Genomic DNA, 15,012 nt, shown 5'->3' with positions numbered 1-15,012 from the left:
CTAGGGGAGGATCTTCGGGTAAGGCGTGAACGATCGGCTCGCAGCAAGCACCGACTCTCTGGAGAACGTTACCTTATCGTACTTGTCCCGTCATCGAATTTGGATTCAATGGATACAGATATGTTCTAGTTATAGACGTTTTCGCCCCAATTGTCAAGGCGGATTACAGCAGCAGGTCCCAGCTCAGCGGGGTGCCGACGGGCAGATCGGTTCTCAAGCGTTTGCCGATGAGCAGATCATAATATTTGGGCGCGAGGCCGTAGCCGGGACGGATGACTTTAAGGTTATCCGCAGTGAGCAGGTCTCCGGCCTTGATATCCTTGGAGGTATAGACAGACCGTCTGAACTGCAGGGATTTCTCTTCTTCGGGGGTGGGGCCGATGGAGACGCCGCCGAGTGCCCTCCAGGCCGTATCTGTCTCCCGGATCAAGGAAGCGAACTCTGCCGGCTCCAGGGAGAATGCAGCATCCACCCCGCCTTCCGCACGGTTCAGGGTGAAATGCTTTTCGATCACAGTACTGCCCAGCGCTACGCTTGCTACTGCTGCCCCTACACCCAGAGTATGGTCGGACAGGCCCACCTGAGCACGGAAGACGTCACGCAGATACGGAATGGTATTGAGGTTGGTATGCTCGGGCGAAGCCGGATAGCTGCTGGTGCATTTGAGCAGTATATATTCCCGGCAGCCTGCCCCGGTTATGGTGCGGACAGCTTGCTCAATATCGCCGAGCGAGGCCATCCCGGTGGAAATAATCATCGGCTTCCCTTTGGAGGCCACCTTCCGTAATAAGGGAATATCATTATTTTCAAAGGAAGCAATCTTGTAGCAGAGGGCGCCGAGGCTCTCCAGGAACTCTAGCGAGGACTCATCGAACGGGGTGCTGAATGGAATCATCCCGAGTGCCCTGCACGAAGCAAAGATTGGCTCATGCCACTCCCAGGGCGTATATGCTTCAGCATACAGCTCATACAGCGACTTCCCTTTCCACAGCCCGTTCGATTCCCCAATCATGAAATCCTTATTCCGTAGATTAAGCGTCATGGTGTCCGGCGTATAGGTCTGGATTTTGAACGCATGTGCACCAGACCGGGCGGCGGCCTTAACGATTTCGAGCGCACGGTCCAGGGACTGATTATGATTACCGGACATCTCCGCGATGACAAAAGGCGGATGTCCGCTGCCGATGGTGCGGTTACCGATCCTGATTTCCTTCATGGCTTGTCGTTGCCTCCTCTGTCAGCCGTAGCCTGCGGCTCTCCCATTGCTCCCGGAACAGGGCCATCAAGACCACATCCACTGGCTGATGATTTCTGATCCGTTGCCTGCATAGCCTGCCTTCCTCTACGAAGCCTAGTTTCCGGTGATAGGACAAGCTCCGCTGATTGAAATCCAGAATTTGCGCGCATACCTTACTTAGCTGCTCTACCTGGAAAATATGCTCCAGCGCCAAGATTCCCATCATGGTGCCGGAGCCGGGGGGACAGCTCTTCTCCCCTATATAAAAGCCCCATTCACAGATTTTGTGGACCCTGTCGATCTGCGAGAACTGCACGAAGCCCACCGGTGTGTCCAGATAGTAACAGATCCGGACGACCCGGCTGGTATCCTCCGCTATGGCATCCATCCAGCTAAGATGCTCTTCCAGTGGAATCATCCCGTCATGATTCATATAGGGCCGGATGTGATCGGCATTGCGCCATTCCCATATTAGCCGGCTATGCTCCCGGCTCAGCTTCTCAAGCCTGTAATCCCTTAGGTCTGCCATAGTCCCCTCCCATAATCCTGTCTATAACCTCATCCCATTTATCCTCGCCCATCAGGCGGAGCGCCTGATCTGACATGACCCGTACCCTCGCCGGGTCAGCCAGCATAGCCTTAAGCCCCTGCTCAATTGCTTGGGCTGTCACTTCATTACTCTTCCCCAGGCTTAATGCAGCCCCCTGCGCATGAACCAAGGCCGTAATCTCCCGCTGATTATCCGCCGTAATAATGCACAGCGAAGGCAGGCCCAGGTAACAGCGCTCCCAGGTAGTACTTCCGCCTGCTCCGATGGAGAGGTCCGCCTTCTTCATCAGGTCAGCCATGTAATCAATCTGACAATGGAAGGTGGAATTCGGCATCGAGCCGCATAGGAAGGCAATCTCATCCTTGCGGCGGTTCATTCCGCCTGCTACGACATCCAGCCGCAGGTTAGCGAAGGCGGGACTTTGCAGGGCCTGCAAGGTTTTGAGAGTCTCCCCCGTAGGATCGGTGCCGCCAAAAAACACCAGAACCCGGCTTATGCTTCCGTCCCGTTCAGCCAGCCCCCTCTTAGCCGCGCGGAATTCAGGCCGGAGCAGTGTATAGCAGGTGCCTGTCAATTTCGTGCAGTAAGCAGGCAGCAGCCCCTGGTAACGGTCTCTGGCAGCGGATGGATTGGGGTCCAGCAGCAGATCACACTCATGCGGGCGGTCCGCCAGATCGTCGATGGCTACTATCTTTTTCACTTTCCCCTGTACCCATGTCTCCCACCGCTTATCAATCCCATAATGGTCGATAATGAGGCAATCCGCAGGAGCAGCCCCCTCCAGCCGCTGCACCGTCTCCATAGCATCGGTCCGCCAATCCACCTGAAGCCAGAATGCGGCGTACGACGGATCATCCGGGGGCGGCAGCAGCTCCACCGCATAGCCCTGGCCTCTGATATAGTCGGCCAGATTCCCCGGCAGCTCGCGGCAAATGAACGTGATCTGCCCGCCTCTGGCGGCAAGCCCGCCTGCAAGTGTCAGGCAGCGCATGATATGGCCCGTGCCCATTGAATACGAAGAATCGGCCCGAATCCATATATTCATTGGATTAGCTGCTGTGCTTACCATGCGGTCCAGCCTCCGTCAACAGAAATATTCTCACCTGTAACATAGCTTGAGGCGGCGGAAGCCAGGAACACCATCACTCCCTTTAGATCTTCAGGGGTACCGATTCTGCCCAGCGGATTCTTCCGTTTCAGATCCTGGATGAACTGCGGATCAGCAGCTTGAACCGCTGCATTAGGAAAGGGCCCGGGCGATACCGTATTCGCTCTGATTCCGTGTTGCCCGAAGTGGCAGGCAATGTAACGGGTAAACTGGCCTATCGCTGCTTTACCGGCTCCGTAATTAGCGGGATTATCCATCCCGCTGTCTCCGTAGACCTCCGGGTTAGGCGAGACCAGCCCGTACATCGAGGAGACGTTAATGATGGAGCCTCTCTTTTGCTCAACCATATAGGGCAGGACCGCTTTGACACATCTGAAGGTTCCGTTGATCGTCCCGTCCAGCCCGGCCAGCCACTGTTCTTCACTCATATCCGCAAGCCTTGCGGCTGAGCTGAATGCGGCATTATTCACCAGGATATCGATGCTTCCGGCCGCTTCAGCGATGCTCTGAATACATTCTCTGACTGATGCTTCCTGCCGGATATCCATCGCCTTGCCGAAGCAGGCTGCTCCGGTGGTGCGGGCGATCGCCTCAGCGGTCTCCTTGCAGCGCTGCCCATTCGAGCTTACCAGATAGACCGCCGCACCAGCCTCAGCCAGCCCCTCCGCTATAGCTGTACCCAGATAACCAGCCCCTCCGGTCACAACCGCTGCCTTGCCTTGCAGATTAAATAATTCTTGAAGAGTTCGCATCCGGTTACTTCCACCTCCTGGGGTCAATGATCTCTACAGGCATATCCGTAAAGGATTCACCAAGCGTCTGCCTCACCGCCCGGCTTAGAGGGGGCAATGCCATCATCCGCAGGTTCTCCTGCACCTGCCGCGCCGTCTCGCAGCCAATCACCAGCCCGGATATCCCCGGAAGATCCCTCACATAGAGGAAGCACAGCTCTTTAACAGGTATCCCGGTTTCCTTGCTGTAGCTGTTTAATCGTAACAACGGCTGCTTCGCTCGCCTCAGCCCCGCCGGAAGCTGCTCCGGTGCCATCAGCAGCAGACCTTGCAGATAGACGCTGCGGACGAAGATTTCTGTTCCCTTCCGGGTGAGCTGCTCCAGCATTCCATTCGCGAGCCATCTCTGGTCCAGGACATTCAGCGGAATCTGAATGCTGTCCAGCCCCTCCACGCGCATAAAATCCGCAATATCCTCCGCATCATACACAGATACACCGATTCTGCGGATCAGCTGCAGTTGCTGCATTTCCTGCAGCGTTTGCAGGATTTCGCCGCCCTGGTAAGTCAGATCGAGCGGATCATGCAACAGACAGACATCCAGCGCAGAACACTTCAGCCGGTTCAGGGAAGTATGCACGGAAGAGATGACGAACCTCCTCCGCGCTTCCTCCGTATGCAGCCGCAGCCGCTGGACGGAAGGGAGCTTCGTCACAATCTGCGGCCGGCTCTGCGGATCTGCACCTTCCAGGCAATCTCCGATGACAGACTCGCTGTCCCCGTATCCCGGCGCGGTATCCAAATAACCGATCCCTGCAGAGAGGGCATATTGGAGCAGCTCGTTCCTCTGTTGCACAGAGGGATTCGCAGCTGTATTCGCAATCCCGTAATTTCCGCCCAGCTGGGCCGTCCCCAGCACAAGACCCGCTTTATTGATCATCATTTGACGCCCCGCTAACGTTATCATTATTGTTCAAGGTGGTAGCTGCATTCAGCTCCTTGACCAGCTCCGTATCATCCCGCCATTTCACCTGAATGCCCCGGTTGCGCTCAGCCACCTCAGGGTGTTCCTGAAGGAATGCCTTCAATTCTTCGAAGAACAGCGGTCTTGGCCCCACATCCAGTGCCTGGTAGGCCGCCTCGAACAGCTCCAGATCCTGAATCTCATCCATGGTTAACCGCCACTCGGGATGCACCCACTCCGCAGGAAGGTCCACAGCATTGATCTTGAAGAGATGCGGATTGTTGAAAAAGTAAAAGGACAGATACTCCGCATGCGTAAGCGGATTGGAATAGTGCAGCAGCCTTCTCAGCGCTTCAACGGTAAATATATCCCCGACCGTCCCCATAGTTGATTCCTTGGCGTAGGTGAAATCTGCACCGCTTGCCAGATGCCGGCCTATTAGAGTCTTAAGCATCTCCGGAGAGACCGCCGGATTGTCGCCGGTCACCCGGACTACGATATCCGCCTGGACCGCTTCAGCCACGCTCAGCATTCTTGCAGCCACATTGTCCGGGTCACCGGTTACCACCTTCACCTGACCGTTCAGGGTGAACGCCGTAAGCGGCTGGTCGTCCGGCAGATTCGAGGTGGCTAGAACTACCTCATAGCCGCCCGGCACAGCCAGACAATTCATCAGGCATCTCTCGATGGCCGCAATGCCGTGAATCTCGCGCAGCGCCTTGCGGCGGAGCCGGGTGGATTTCAATCTGCAGATGACAGCAATGCAGATTTTGGGTGCTTTTACCTTCCCGGGCGTGATGGGTGTGTTCGCAGGAATTACCGAGGTGGCAATCATAGGAAATTGTACGGAAGCATTGCGGGCCATGAAGGCATCCGGCATAGAGGAACGTTTATAGCATATGTTCTCAGGCGTGATCATTTCACCCGGGCGCAGCTCTCTGCGGGAGACGATCCTCAGAGAGGAATCCTCCAGATACCGTCTTTCCGAGTCCTTAATTTCGAGGATGCCCTGTACACACTCTGCACGGCGCAGCTTCTCCACCATCCGCCCGAATTCCTCCGGCGTAAGCGCCGAATAATAGTCAATCCCTTTCTCGGCACGGTTCAAGGTAATGTGCTTCTCAATGACACTGGCCCCCAGCAGATAGGCATACACCGGAAGATCCACTGCCATTTCATGATCAGCATCCTCATGATCCGCGAAGCCCACCTCCAGCTGATAGGTCTGCTTGATATGGGCGATGCGGCTCAGGTTGGAATCCTCTGTCCGGGTCGGATAGCCCTGGAAGCCGTGCATGAGCACGATTGGACCTTTGAAATGGCTCCGAATGTAGGATAATTGCGTATCCATCTCTTCCTTCAGCCAGCCGCTCACACCGATGAGTAAGGGCTTATTGAACTTGTGCAGGCCTTGAATCAAGGGGAGTGACTGCAAGACGGTTGTGGGTAATTTCAAACCGTCCACCTGATCTTCAAGCTCCGCGAGCAGCCCGACTCCCCATTCATCATATAGGTCTACCCAGACCTCCAGTCCCTCAGCCTTGGCAAGCCGGACAGCCTCCGCCCATTGCTGCTTACCGATGAACAAATCAATATACGTCTGATAATGGATGAAATCCGGCGCCGCCAGGCTGTCGTAATGGAACCATTGAAATTTCACCCCGTCAGCGCCGCTGCGTGCGGCTGCGAGGATCAGCTCCCGCAGCCGGCGGAGGTCGCCCCAATGGGCATTGGCAATTTCGGCAATCACCTTCACTTTGCCCACATTAATCCCTCCCTTCTCTATTGTTACTTGGAGTAGTGGCGGATCACCTTCTTGACTGCGGCGACCACATCCATCACATCTTCAGCTTCCATGCCCGCATATAGCGGGAGTGTAATGAATTCCTCGTAGCAGCTTTCAGCGACCGGACAGATTCCCTTGCGGAACCCCAGGCTTTCGTAGTACGGATGCAGATAAGCGGGGATGTAGTGGACGTTGACTCCGATGTTCTCCTTTTGCAGCGCCTGAAAGACCGTCTTGCGGGTGGCCTTCAGCCTTGCGAGCTGAAGTCTGACAATGAACAGATGCCAGCTCGACTCCGCCTCTGGAAGCTGATGCGGCAGAATAAGCTCCTTGGTCCCGCTCAGCTCCTGCAGATACAAGGCGGCAAGCTGCTTACGCTTCTCGATGAAGCCCCCGATTCTGCGCAGCTGGGAGATGCCGAGTGAGGTCTGGATATCTGTGATCCGGTAGTTGTACCCGAGGAATTGCATCTCATAATACCAGGGTCCGTGGTTCTCCCTTAACTTGCGCTCATCCCTGGTGATGCCGTGGGTGCGGAACTGCAGCAGCTTCTCATAATACACCGGGTTATTGGTCGTAATCATTCCGCCTTCTCCCGTTGTTATATGCTTTACAGGATGGAAGCTGAACATGGTCATGTCCCCGATAGCCCCAATACTTCTATTCTTATATCTCGCACCAAGCGCATGGGCCGCATCCTCAATCACGATCAGATTATGCTCCCCTGCAATCTCCAGAATCTCATCAAGCTGTGCCGGCTGGCCGGTGAAATGGACGGGAATAATCGCTTTCGTTCGGGCCGTAATTCTCTCCCTGATCCGCTGCGGATCAAGATTATACGTCCGCGGATCGATATCTGCGAATACCGGTACGCCCCCCTGATACAGTACACAGTTCGCAGTAGCGGCAAACGTCATGGGAGTCGTAATCACCTCATCCCCTTCGCCGATCCCGGCGGCATAACAGGCCCCGTGCAGGGCCGCAGTTCCGCTGGAGAAGGCCACCGCATATTTTGCCCCGGTAAACGCTGCGATCTCTGCTTCGAATTGCTCAATGGCCGGGCCGCTGGTCAAATAATCACTTTGCAGCACCTTGACCACGGACTCAATATCCTCGTCATCGATCATCTGTCTCCCATACGGCAAGTAGTGCGCACGTACAGGCTTCCCGCCGTCAATGGCCAGTTTGCTTTTACTCATGATTGGTTCGGCTCCTTTCGGTGAAAGGTCTCAAGAATCCATTGCTCTGTCTGCCGGATGCCCTCCTGGATGGTAACCTTAGGTGTCCAGGACAATTGCTTCTCTGCCTTGTTATAATTGCATAACAGCTTCTGGATCTCACTCTGCGGGTGGATATGGGGAACATGCTGGACTGGTGCCTGCCCGTCTGCAATCAGCTCGGCCAATTGATTGACGGTGATATCCTCACCTGTGCCTGCATTGATAATTTCTCCATGCAGCTTATCGCTGTAACCCGCCTCCACTACGAAATCTGCACAGTCTCCCACATATAATAGATCCCGTGACTGAGTGCCGTCCCCGTAGATATTCAGCGGCTGGCCTTTTAATTTGCTGTGGATGAAGATCGCCACGACCCCGCCTTCGCCGCCGGTTTTCTGATAGGGACCATACGTATTAAATGGCCTTACGACCACCACCGGCAGATCATAGGCATAGAAATAGGATAGTACCATATTCTCCGCAGCGATCTTGGCCCCGGCGTAGGGAGAGGCTGGCTTGATAGGGGATTGCTCATCAATTCCCTGTTCATCCGCCGCTCTGGCATAGACCATGCAGGTACTCATGAAGACCAGCTTCACCTGCTGCTTGCGGCATTCCTCCAGCAGATAGAAGGTCGCCAGCGTATCATTGTTGAACGTGGTCTCAGGATCATCTATGCTGTCTTGCACATTAATGCTTGCCGCGAGGTGGTAACACAGGTCGAACGAATTCTCCCGGAAAAGCTCCTTCAAGGCTGCTCTGTCCTTAAGGTCCATAATCTGCACCTTCTGCAAATGCTCGTTATCCTCATACTCCTTCAGATTATCCAACGATGAATTCGCCAGATTATCAACGACCCATACCCTTTGTCCATCCTTTAACAAACGTCCGACCACCCATCTGCCGATGAAGCCGGCACCTCCGGTTACAAGTATATTCATAGTAAGCCTCCACTAGATTAGATTTTGTTCCGATGCCAGCTTCTTGACCTGCTCCTTGGTCAGCGGGGTCTCTCCTTCGGAGCTGTAGGTGCCCGGCTTCGGCCTGGTTGCTTCCCGGTAGGACTGCGGTGCAGCATAGGGGGAAGGGACAATGTATACATCCTTCAATTCATAAGCGCTTAGTGATTCCTCGCGGGTCATCAGTTCTTCGTATCTCTTCTCGCCTGGCTTCAGGCCGATCTCCAGGATCGTCACCGTAGCCGGGAGGGTCCCATATTTCTTCGGCACCTCCTCGGCTACAACCTCAGCCAGATCCTTCAGCCTGATCACCGGCATCTTCAGAATAAAAGTCTCACCACCCTTCGCCAGCTGCAGGGACTGAACGGTCAGCCGGGTCGCCTGCTCCAGCGTCATCATGAACCTTGTCATGGACAGATCTGTTACGGTGATCGCCCTGCCTTCTCTCGCCTGCTTCACAAACAAAGGAATAACAGACCCTCTGGAGCCCATCACATTCCCGAACCGTACGGTGCAGAACACCGTTTGGCCGGAGCCGCCCGAGGTGACGGCAGAGGAAATCAGCTTCTCCGCAGACAGCTTGGTGGCTCCATAGTTGTTGGTCGGTGAAATGGCTTTATCTGTGCTTGTAAAAACGACCTTGCCTACCTTCTGCTGCTTCGCTGCCTGAATCACGTTATGAGTGCCGATAATGTTCGTAAGTACAGCCTCGAACGGGTTAGTTTCACAGAAGGATACATGCTTCATAGCAGCAGTATGGAACACATAATCTATCCCCTCCATTGCCGCCAGCACACGGTCATAATCCCGGACATCTCCAATCAGGCAGCTAAGTCTTGCGTTCCCTTGCAGCTCATCCTGCAGCTCGAACTGCTTATACTCGTCTCTGCTGAGAATCCGGATGATCTCTGGCTCCTGCTTCAGCAGAAGCTTCGCAATACTTTTCCCGATGGTGCCGGTACCGCCGATGATCAGAATCCTTTTATTCCGGAAGAACATGCTCTCCACCTCCCGCTTCATCGATTCCCGCTTCCATGGATCAGCCGGTCCATGAGATCCGCAAGCGCTTTGCCGGAGTCAGGAATCTGATAGGATTGCTGCAAGAATTTCTCTTTTACAATCTTGTAGTTTGATTTCTCTATATTGCTGGAATAATAACGGGCGATGATACGGGTTAAGTCCGCCGGTTCTTTTTGAATATAGCGGTCAAGGGCATCATAGTAATCATATTCACGGTTAGCCTGAATGAATTTATAGACAAATACAGGCTTGCCGAATAAAAGGCCTTCGAGGGCAACTGTAGAGAGGGTGGCGACCACAGCGTCCGATTTCATAATCAGCTCACGGGTATCTGCCTTCCGGTCAGTAACCACATGAACATTGCTATATTCTTCTTCGTACCCGGTATACAGCGAGATCAGCTTCTTGGACAGCTCCCAGGGATGTGGCTTGATGATCAGCTGGAACTGCGGATGTGAGGCCAATTGGGTGAGCAGGGTACGGATCTTGTATTCATCCAGCGTCGGTCCGGTAGCGATCAGTAAGGTGATTTTATGAGGATCAAGCTGGTAGGTTTCTCTAAAAGACTCTGTAGACGTAACCTTCGAGGTAAAGATATCATCGTAACGGGCATGGCCGGTAATCACGATCCGCTCAGCTTCAAGCCCTCTGCGCACATACCAATCATGTTCATATTGCCCGTAAATTGCGATATGGCTGGAGAATACAGGAATGAAGGCTTCCTCTCCCATCAGAATTCCGTGCTGCAGACATACGCTGGGAATCCCCTTAATCCCTGCAACGACGGCAAGCGCCCGGCTGGCTACATCTTCTGTCGTACCTACCATTACAGCGGCTACCGGCAGGTCATTGTAGAGATTAAATACCATTTCAATGGTATCTACAATGGAAGGAATCCGGCTTAGGAAGGTCTGGACAAAAAATTCATTACTGAACGCAGGATGTCCTTCGGCCTTCGCAAAAAGGTCAGCAGCGCGCCGGACCAGCTCTTCTGCAGCAGCTTTGGTATCCTGCTTGTAGCCCAGGCTGTATACATTGGGGATGCCAAATAGCTCCTCCGCTCTGGAGCGGGATAGAATCATGGCCGAATCTCCGCTGAAATACTCACTGATTGTTTGCTCCGACATTCTGATATAGTCCAGATTGATCAGTATTTTGCCCTTCAGATTGGACTTCACAGGCTGATAGAGCAGCGCAACCCACTTTTCAAAGAAAGGCTGAATCTGGTGCTGCTCATGAATACCGGAATGCTCCAGCTTCAGCCTGAACCCGCTGCTCCCCATCTCGCTCCTAAGCTCATCGTTGATTTGTTGATAGAAGTTTGTCATCAGGGCCAGAGGGATATTCCTGTACTTCAGTTCCTGCGCAGTATGGATAAATTCACTATAGAGTGACCAGTAATTGGACAGATAGGTGGACAATCCGTTCTCCCTCCTCGTGGTTCCTGTCTAGACAGAGATTTTATTTCTTTTGCTGCTGAATGAGCTTTAGCTCTTCCCTGAGTTCCTTGCAGGTCCGCTGCGGAGGAAGCATCTGGATGAACTGGCTCTTCTCCTGATGCTGCAATTGATAATGAATCGACAGCTCGGTGATATAGTTATCATCCAGAACCTCGTCAACCGGGTAGAAATCCCAGAACTGGTTAAGCCGCCAAAAGAACCTGCCGTCACCTATTCGATAGAACTCCGGATTCTCATCCCAGTAAGACCCGAACTTGTCATGAATGACCGGAAGAATCGAGCTTCTGTGCAGGATGGAGCAATGATCGATGACACAAGGGGCCACCGAAACGATTTTTTTGGCCGGTCTAAGCTGGCTGCGGGTCACTTCATCCTGTTCGTTCAAGTAGTTGACCAGCGACGCAGAGTAGGCAATCATGACTTCGGGATTCTCCTCCAGATAGTCCACCATCTGCTCAAGTCTAGTATTTCTGTAACGGTTGTCATCGGTAGCATAGGAAATATACTCTCCCTGTGCTTGAGCGAGGGCTTGATTGATCAGCGCGGAGTATCTGACCTTTTCTACTCTCTGCTGCAGGGTTTCCGTATCGCTTCTGAAGAATTTGATTCTCTCATCCTTGAGATAGGGCTCAATCACTTTCAGAGTTTCTTCATTCGAGTTATCATCCATCAAGTAGAATTCAAAGTCTGTAAGCGTCTGATTCAGAATGGATTCAATGGACTTTGCGACATATGCGGCCTTATTGTAGCTGGTCATAATAATCGTAACCTTTGGCAATCGAATACCTCCCCCGCTGTTTACTTGCTATCATATGTATCCTTCTTCGAAACGTTATAGGTTAGAAGACTAAATTTTCAACTGGAGGACAAAATAGCGGACTTAGTCTATGGGCAAACCTGAATAAACGCCCGGCAGATGAACTGCGGAGCGTCTATCAGGTCCGGTGAATCCGTCTATTAAGCTTGCACGTTCATCAACAAAACATGCAGCCGGTGCTCAAAGGTATGGGCTGCCAGCACCTGTTGCCTCGCTGCTTCAGCGATCCGCTTGCGCTCCTCGTCATGCGCCATGTAGTAATGGATCTTTTGCAGCAAATCCTGCTTATCCTGATAAGAAACCACCTGTGTGCCTTCCTCGAACTGATGGCGGAGCCCGCTTTTATGATCGGTAAGCTGGAACGCTTCGCAGCTGGCTGCGTCAAAGGTGCGGTTGTTGATGCTTGTGGCGATAATCCCTGCCCGGTTCCGGTTGTACTTCTCAGCGGAAGGGCGGTGGACATTCAGCACAATCTTCGCCCCGTTATAAAACTTAGCAGCCGTCTCCGGCGGGACCCAGGCATTCACCAGCTCCACATTGCGCTTAGCGCCATGCTTCCACTCATGATAGTACCGGCCCCACCCCCGCCCCACTAGCTGGATGTGATAGGCTGTGCCTGCAAGTAAGGCTTCTATAAGCTCAATCCGGTTACTGTAAGGCACGCCTACTAAGCAGATATCACATCTATACTCCTCGGATACGGCTGCGGGGTGAAACAGCTCAGGATCTGTGCCCAGCGGCAGATGATAGACCCGGGGGTGCCCCAAGGCTTGATAATGCTCCACTGCAGCTTGGTCAATAGTGAAAATATAATCAAAATAAGCAATCAGCGGAGCTGTCCAATCCATGTAATAGGGGTCCTCTGTCATCCATACCGCTGATTTCACCCCGGATTGTCTGATGCACTCCAGCACAGGCTCTGAGACCTTCAAACCAGCCATAAGCAGAATTAGCTCCGGCTGCCAAAAAGGCTGGTTAAGCTTTAATTCACCTAAAGCACTGTCAGGCTGCAAAGCTCTGCAATGGTGCCCCGCTTTCTGTAAAGCCTCTGCAATACGCTGTTCGAAGAAAGAATACACGCCCTGGAAGCCTGAAGTTATAAATAGGATATTCATAGCTATCACCACCAAAATTTCCGATATTTTTCCAGTCCATAGGGTGTTGTCTCTAACATAATATTCACTTAAAACATAGGATGGAACTATGCCATAATATGGAGGTGAAAAAATGCCGCATACCCTAGTAGAATTTGCCCGAAGTGTCAGTAGCAATCTATCTTTTGGACCTCCGATTCCAATCGACGGAACACAGCACCTGATCTTGGAATTCGGTATGCCCGTTCCTCCTGCTCCAAGCAATTTCGTAGAGCTGTCTACAACTGTTGGCTGGGAGGCTACTAACGTCTTTGCCACACCGCCTGTTCAACCCACTCTCCTGCTGGAAGTGCTTGTAAATGGAATTCTCGTAGGCAGTGCCGAACAATCCGCTATCCCGGCGGACGGAGATCCGATCCGAATGACCACCATGTTCCAGACGATCCTTACCGATCTGCCCGAAGGCTATTATGCTTTTCAGGTCTTTGCCTCTAACCTCGAAGATCTTCAAGGCGAAATTAACCTTAGGGGCCCTATCCACATTACAGGAAAAGTGATCGTGCCCGTGTAGAATGGACAAAAAAACTCCCTAGCAGAGGTCTTGATTGACCTACTGTTAAGGAGTTTTTGTGTATTATAGTACAAGCTAACTGTCATCTTAGGCTCAGAGCGCGTTCTCGCTAACCTCGCGGCTCTCCAGCGCATTCCAATCATCCTGGGACAGCAGCTCCAGCTGGGCTTCCAGCAGCGTCCGGAACCGGGTACGATAGATCGAAGCCTGCTTGCGCAGCTCCTCGGTCTCGATCGTCACCTTGCGGGATTTGGACAACGCTTCGTTGATAATCCGGTCGGCATTCTTCTCCGCTTCCTTGAGGATCAGCTGGGATTCCTTCTTGGAGTTGTTCTTCACATCATCTGCAGCCTCCTGGGCTACAAGAATAGTCTTGGACAGACTCTCTTCAATATTGACGAAATGATCCAGGCGTTCCTGAAGGGTTAACAGCTGGTTGTGCAGTTCCTTATTCTCCCGGATCACGCTCTCGTAATCCTTAATCACCTGATCCAGAAATTCATTGACCTCATCTTCATCATAACCGCGGATTCTCCGGGAGAATTCCTTGTTATGTATATCGAGCGGTGTTAATGGCATGCTGTGCACCTCCTAGAAATTTCGGTGAAGATTATAGATGAAAGACAATTACCGGCGCACGGCCTGCTAAATGTCCATATTTCCCTGAGTTTATCAATTTCGACAAGCACAGCTGTAATCCTGCAAAGACTTCAGACAAATTTGCCTACCAAAATCCGGTAACGGCCCTTCTTCGTCAAGCTGCCGATCTCCAGCACCTTGAACCGTCCGAAGCCCTGGATCGAGACCATGTCCCCGTCCTTCAGCGAACGGGACGGATCTTCCTCAACCTTCCAGTTCACCCGGACGCGCCCGGCCTTGATCGGGGCCAGAATCTTGCTCCGGCTCAGCCGCGTGACATCCGCTGCAATCCCGTCAAGCCGGAGGGACGCCACTGTGAATTCCAGCTTCGTAAGCTTGACCTCACTGCTGCGCAGGTCCGATAACGGCAGGATCTCCGTACTGACATTAATCCGGTGTACTCCAGTCAAATGAATGGACAGGTAATCCGCGATGTCAGCAGCCACCACTACGTGGCAGCCGTCTTCCAGCACATGAATATCACCGATCTTGCCTCTTTTGATGCCAAGTCCCAGGATTGCTCCCATATAATCCCCATGTTCCAGCGAGAGAAATTTCTGTTCCCCTGAGGTGATATTCAGCACGCTTAATTCCATATCCTCATTCGTTAGGTCACGATAATCCGGAGCCACCATGCCCCGCTTCCGCTCGGCATCCGAAGAACCGCCCTCCCAGCGCACAATCACATCAGGATGGCGGTTCACCAGACTCTGCAGAATATAGGCCTGACGGGGGTCCAGGAATTCGGTCAGCTTCGTCTCATGATACTCCCCGGCATTCGTTACCCACTCCCAGGCCTTGTCCACAAACGGACGCTCATCCGGGTGGAAATGCCCGTAGATTTCAATCTTCATGG

15 protein-coding genes are annotated in these 15,012 nt (G+C 52.9%); 1 reads left to right on the top strand and 14 read right to left on the bottom strand.

Annotated features, from left to right (window positions below; all coding sequences use genetic code 11):
- Positions 1-163: 163 nt before the first annotated feature.
- From pseI to NSU18_RS28370, 12 genes are all read right to left on the bottom strand, one after another.
- Positions 164-1,216, bottom strand: a complete 1,053-nt coding sequence (gene pseI, locus NSU18_RS28425; protein ID WP_341150627.1) for a pseudaminic acid synthase — start codon at positions 1,214-1,216, stop codon at positions 164-166.
- Positions 1,194-1,766, bottom strand: a complete 573-nt coding sequence (gene pseH, locus NSU18_RS28420) for a UDP-4-amino-4,6-dideoxy-N-acetyl-beta-L-altrosamine N-acetyltransferase (protein WP_341150626.1) — start codon at positions 1,764-1,766, stop codon at positions 1,194-1,196. The genes pseI and pseH overlap by 23 nt, the downstream gene beginning before the upstream one ends.
- The gene (pseG, locus tag NSU18_RS28415; RefSeq protein ID WP_341150625.1) at positions 1,738-2,832 is read right to left on the bottom strand and encodes a UDP-2,4-diacetamido-2,4,6-trideoxy-beta-L-altropyranose hydrolase; all 1,095 of its coding nucleotides are present in this window, start codon (positions 2,830-2,832) and stop codon (positions 1,738-1,740) included. The genes pseH and pseG overlap by 29 nt, the downstream gene beginning before the upstream one ends.
- A 17-nt stretch (positions 2,833-2,849) precedes the next feature.
- The gene (locus tag NSU18_RS28410; protein WP_341150624.1) at positions 2,850-3,647 is read right to left on the bottom strand and encodes an SDR family oxidoreductase; all 798 of its coding nucleotides are present in this window, start codon (positions 3,645-3,647) and stop codon (positions 2,850-2,852) included.
- 4 nt (positions 3,648-3,651) lie between these two features.
- Entirely contained in the window at positions 3,652-4,569 is a 918-nt protein-coding gene (locus NSU18_RS28405; RefSeq protein ID WP_341150623.1) for an aldo/keto reductase, read from the bottom strand.
- Positions 4,556-6,355: an N-acetylneuraminate synthase family protein gene (locus NSU18_RS28400; RefSeq protein ID WP_341150622.1), complete on the bottom strand. Its 1,800-nt coding sequence runs from the start codon at positions 6,353-6,355 to the stop codon at positions 4,556-4,558. The genes NSU18_RS28405 and NSU18_RS28400 overlap by 14 nt, the downstream gene beginning before the upstream one ends.
- A 23-nt stretch (positions 6,356-6,378) precedes the next feature.
- The gene (pseC, locus tag NSU18_RS28395; protein WP_341017594.1) at positions 6,379-7,575 is read right to left on the bottom strand and encodes a UDP-4-amino-4,6-dideoxy-N-acetyl-beta-L-altrosamine transaminase; all 1,197 of its coding nucleotides are present in this window, start codon (positions 7,573-7,575) and stop codon (positions 6,379-6,381) included.
- A complete protein-coding gene (locus NSU18_RS28390; protein WP_341017592.1) occupies positions 7,572-8,537 on the bottom strand; it encodes a dTDP-glucose 4,6-dehydratase in 966 nt (321 codons plus the stop codon). Before NSU18_RS28390 ends, pseC begins: the two co-directional genes overlap by 4 nt.
- A 12-nt stretch (positions 8,538-8,549) precedes the next feature.
- A complete protein-coding gene (locus tag NSU18_RS28385; protein WP_341017589.1) occupies positions 8,550-9,554 on the bottom strand; it encodes an SDR family NAD(P)-dependent oxidoreductase in 1,005 nt (334 codons plus the stop codon).
- 17 nt (positions 9,555-9,571) lie between these two features.
- On the bottom strand, positions 9,572-10,996 hold the full coding sequence (locus NSU18_RS28380) for a CDP-glycerol glycerophosphotransferase family protein (protein ID WP_341150621.1): 1,425 nt from the start codon (positions 10,994-10,996) through the stop codon (positions 9,572-9,574).
- Between the two features lie 40 nt (positions 10,997-11,036).
- A complete protein-coding gene (locus NSU18_RS28375; protein WP_341150620.1) occupies positions 11,037-11,813 on the bottom strand; it encodes a glycosyltransferase family 2 protein in 777 nt (258 codons plus the stop codon).
- A gap of 179 nt (positions 11,814-11,992) precedes the next feature.
- On the bottom strand, positions 11,993-12,793 hold the full coding sequence (locus tag NSU18_RS28370) for a CgeB family protein (protein ID WP_341017586.1): 801 nt from the start codon (positions 12,791-12,793) through the stop codon (positions 11,993-11,995).
- Between the two features lie 286 nt (positions 12,794-13,079).
- Between NSU18_RS28370 and NSU18_RS28365 the strand changes: the two genes are divergently transcribed.
- Entirely contained in the window at positions 13,080-13,517 is a 438-nt protein-coding gene (locus NSU18_RS28365) for a hypothetical protein (RefSeq protein ID WP_341017585.1), read from the top strand.
- 93 nt (positions 13,518-13,610) lie between these two features.
- On the opposite strand, the gene NSU18_RS28360 is transcribed toward NSU18_RS28365, so the two are convergent.
- Both NSU18_RS28360 and NSU18_RS28355 read right to left on the bottom strand, forming a co-directional pair.
- Positions 13,611-14,096: a DivIVA domain-containing protein gene (locus NSU18_RS28360; protein ID WP_341150619.1), complete on the bottom strand. Its 486-nt coding sequence runs from the start codon at positions 14,094-14,096 to the stop codon at positions 13,611-13,613.
- 131 nt (positions 14,097-14,227) lie between these two features.
- A complete protein-coding gene (locus NSU18_RS28355; RefSeq protein ID WP_341150618.1) occupies positions 14,228-15,010 on the bottom strand; it encodes a YlmH family RNA-binding protein in 783 nt (260 codons plus the stop codon).
- Between the last annotated feature and the right edge of the window lie 2 nt (positions 15,011-15,012).

The sequence above is a fragment of the Paenibacillus sp. FSL H8-0048 genome (assembly GCF_038002825.1).
In the GTDB taxonomy this organism is placed as follows: Bacteria; Bacillota; Bacilli; order Paenibacillales; family Paenibacillaceae; genus Paenibacillus_AQ.
Note: the sequence above shows the minus strand (reverse complement) of the source record. Positions and strands in the feature narration are given on the sequence as shown.

Coding starts and splice junctions, on each gene's coding strand:
- NSU18_RS28385 (WP_341017589.1), bottom strand. CDS start 9,554: ATGTTCTTCCGGAATAAAAGGATTCTGATCATCGGCGGTACCGGCACC.
- pseI (WP_341150627.1), bottom strand. CDS start 1,216: ATGAAGGAAATCAGGATCGGTAACCGCACCATCGGCAGCGGACATCCG.
- pseH (WP_341150626.1), bottom strand. CDS start 1,766: ATGGCAGACCTAAGGGATTACAGGCTTGAGAAGCTGAGCCGGGAGCAT.
- NSU18_RS28390 (WP_341017592.1), bottom strand. CDS start 8,537: ATGAATATACTTGTAACCGGAGGTGCCGGCTTCATCGGCAGATGGGTG.
- NSU18_RS28405 (WP_341150623.1), bottom strand. CDS start 4,569: ATGATGATCAATAAAGCGGGTCTTGTGCTGGGGACGGCCCAGCTGGGC.
- NSU18_RS28360 (WP_341150619.1), bottom strand. CDS start 14,096: ATGCCATTAACACCGCTCGATATACATAACAAGGAATTCTCCCGGAGA.
- NSU18_RS28355 (WP_341150618.1), bottom strand. CDS start 15,010: ATGAAGATTGAAATCTACGGGCATTTCCACCCGGATGAGCGTCCGTTT.
- pseG (WP_341150625.1), bottom strand. CDS start 2,832: ATGAATATATGGATTCGGGCCGATTCTTCGTATTCAATGGGCACGGGC.
- pseC (WP_341017594.1), bottom strand. CDS start 7,575: ATGAGTAAAAGCAAACTGGCCATTGACGGCGGGAAGCCTGTACGTGCG.
- NSU18_RS28410 (WP_341150624.1), bottom strand. CDS start 3,647: ATGCGAACTCTTCAAGAATTATTTAATCTGCAAGGCAAGGCAGCGGTT.
- NSU18_RS28365 (WP_341017585.1), top strand. CDS start 13,080: ATGCCGCATACCCTAGTAGAATTTGCCCGAAGTGTCAGTAGCAATCTA.
- NSU18_RS28370 (WP_341017586.1), bottom strand. CDS start 12,793: ATGGCTGGTTTGAAGGTCTCAGAGCCTGTGCTGGAGTGCATCAGACAA.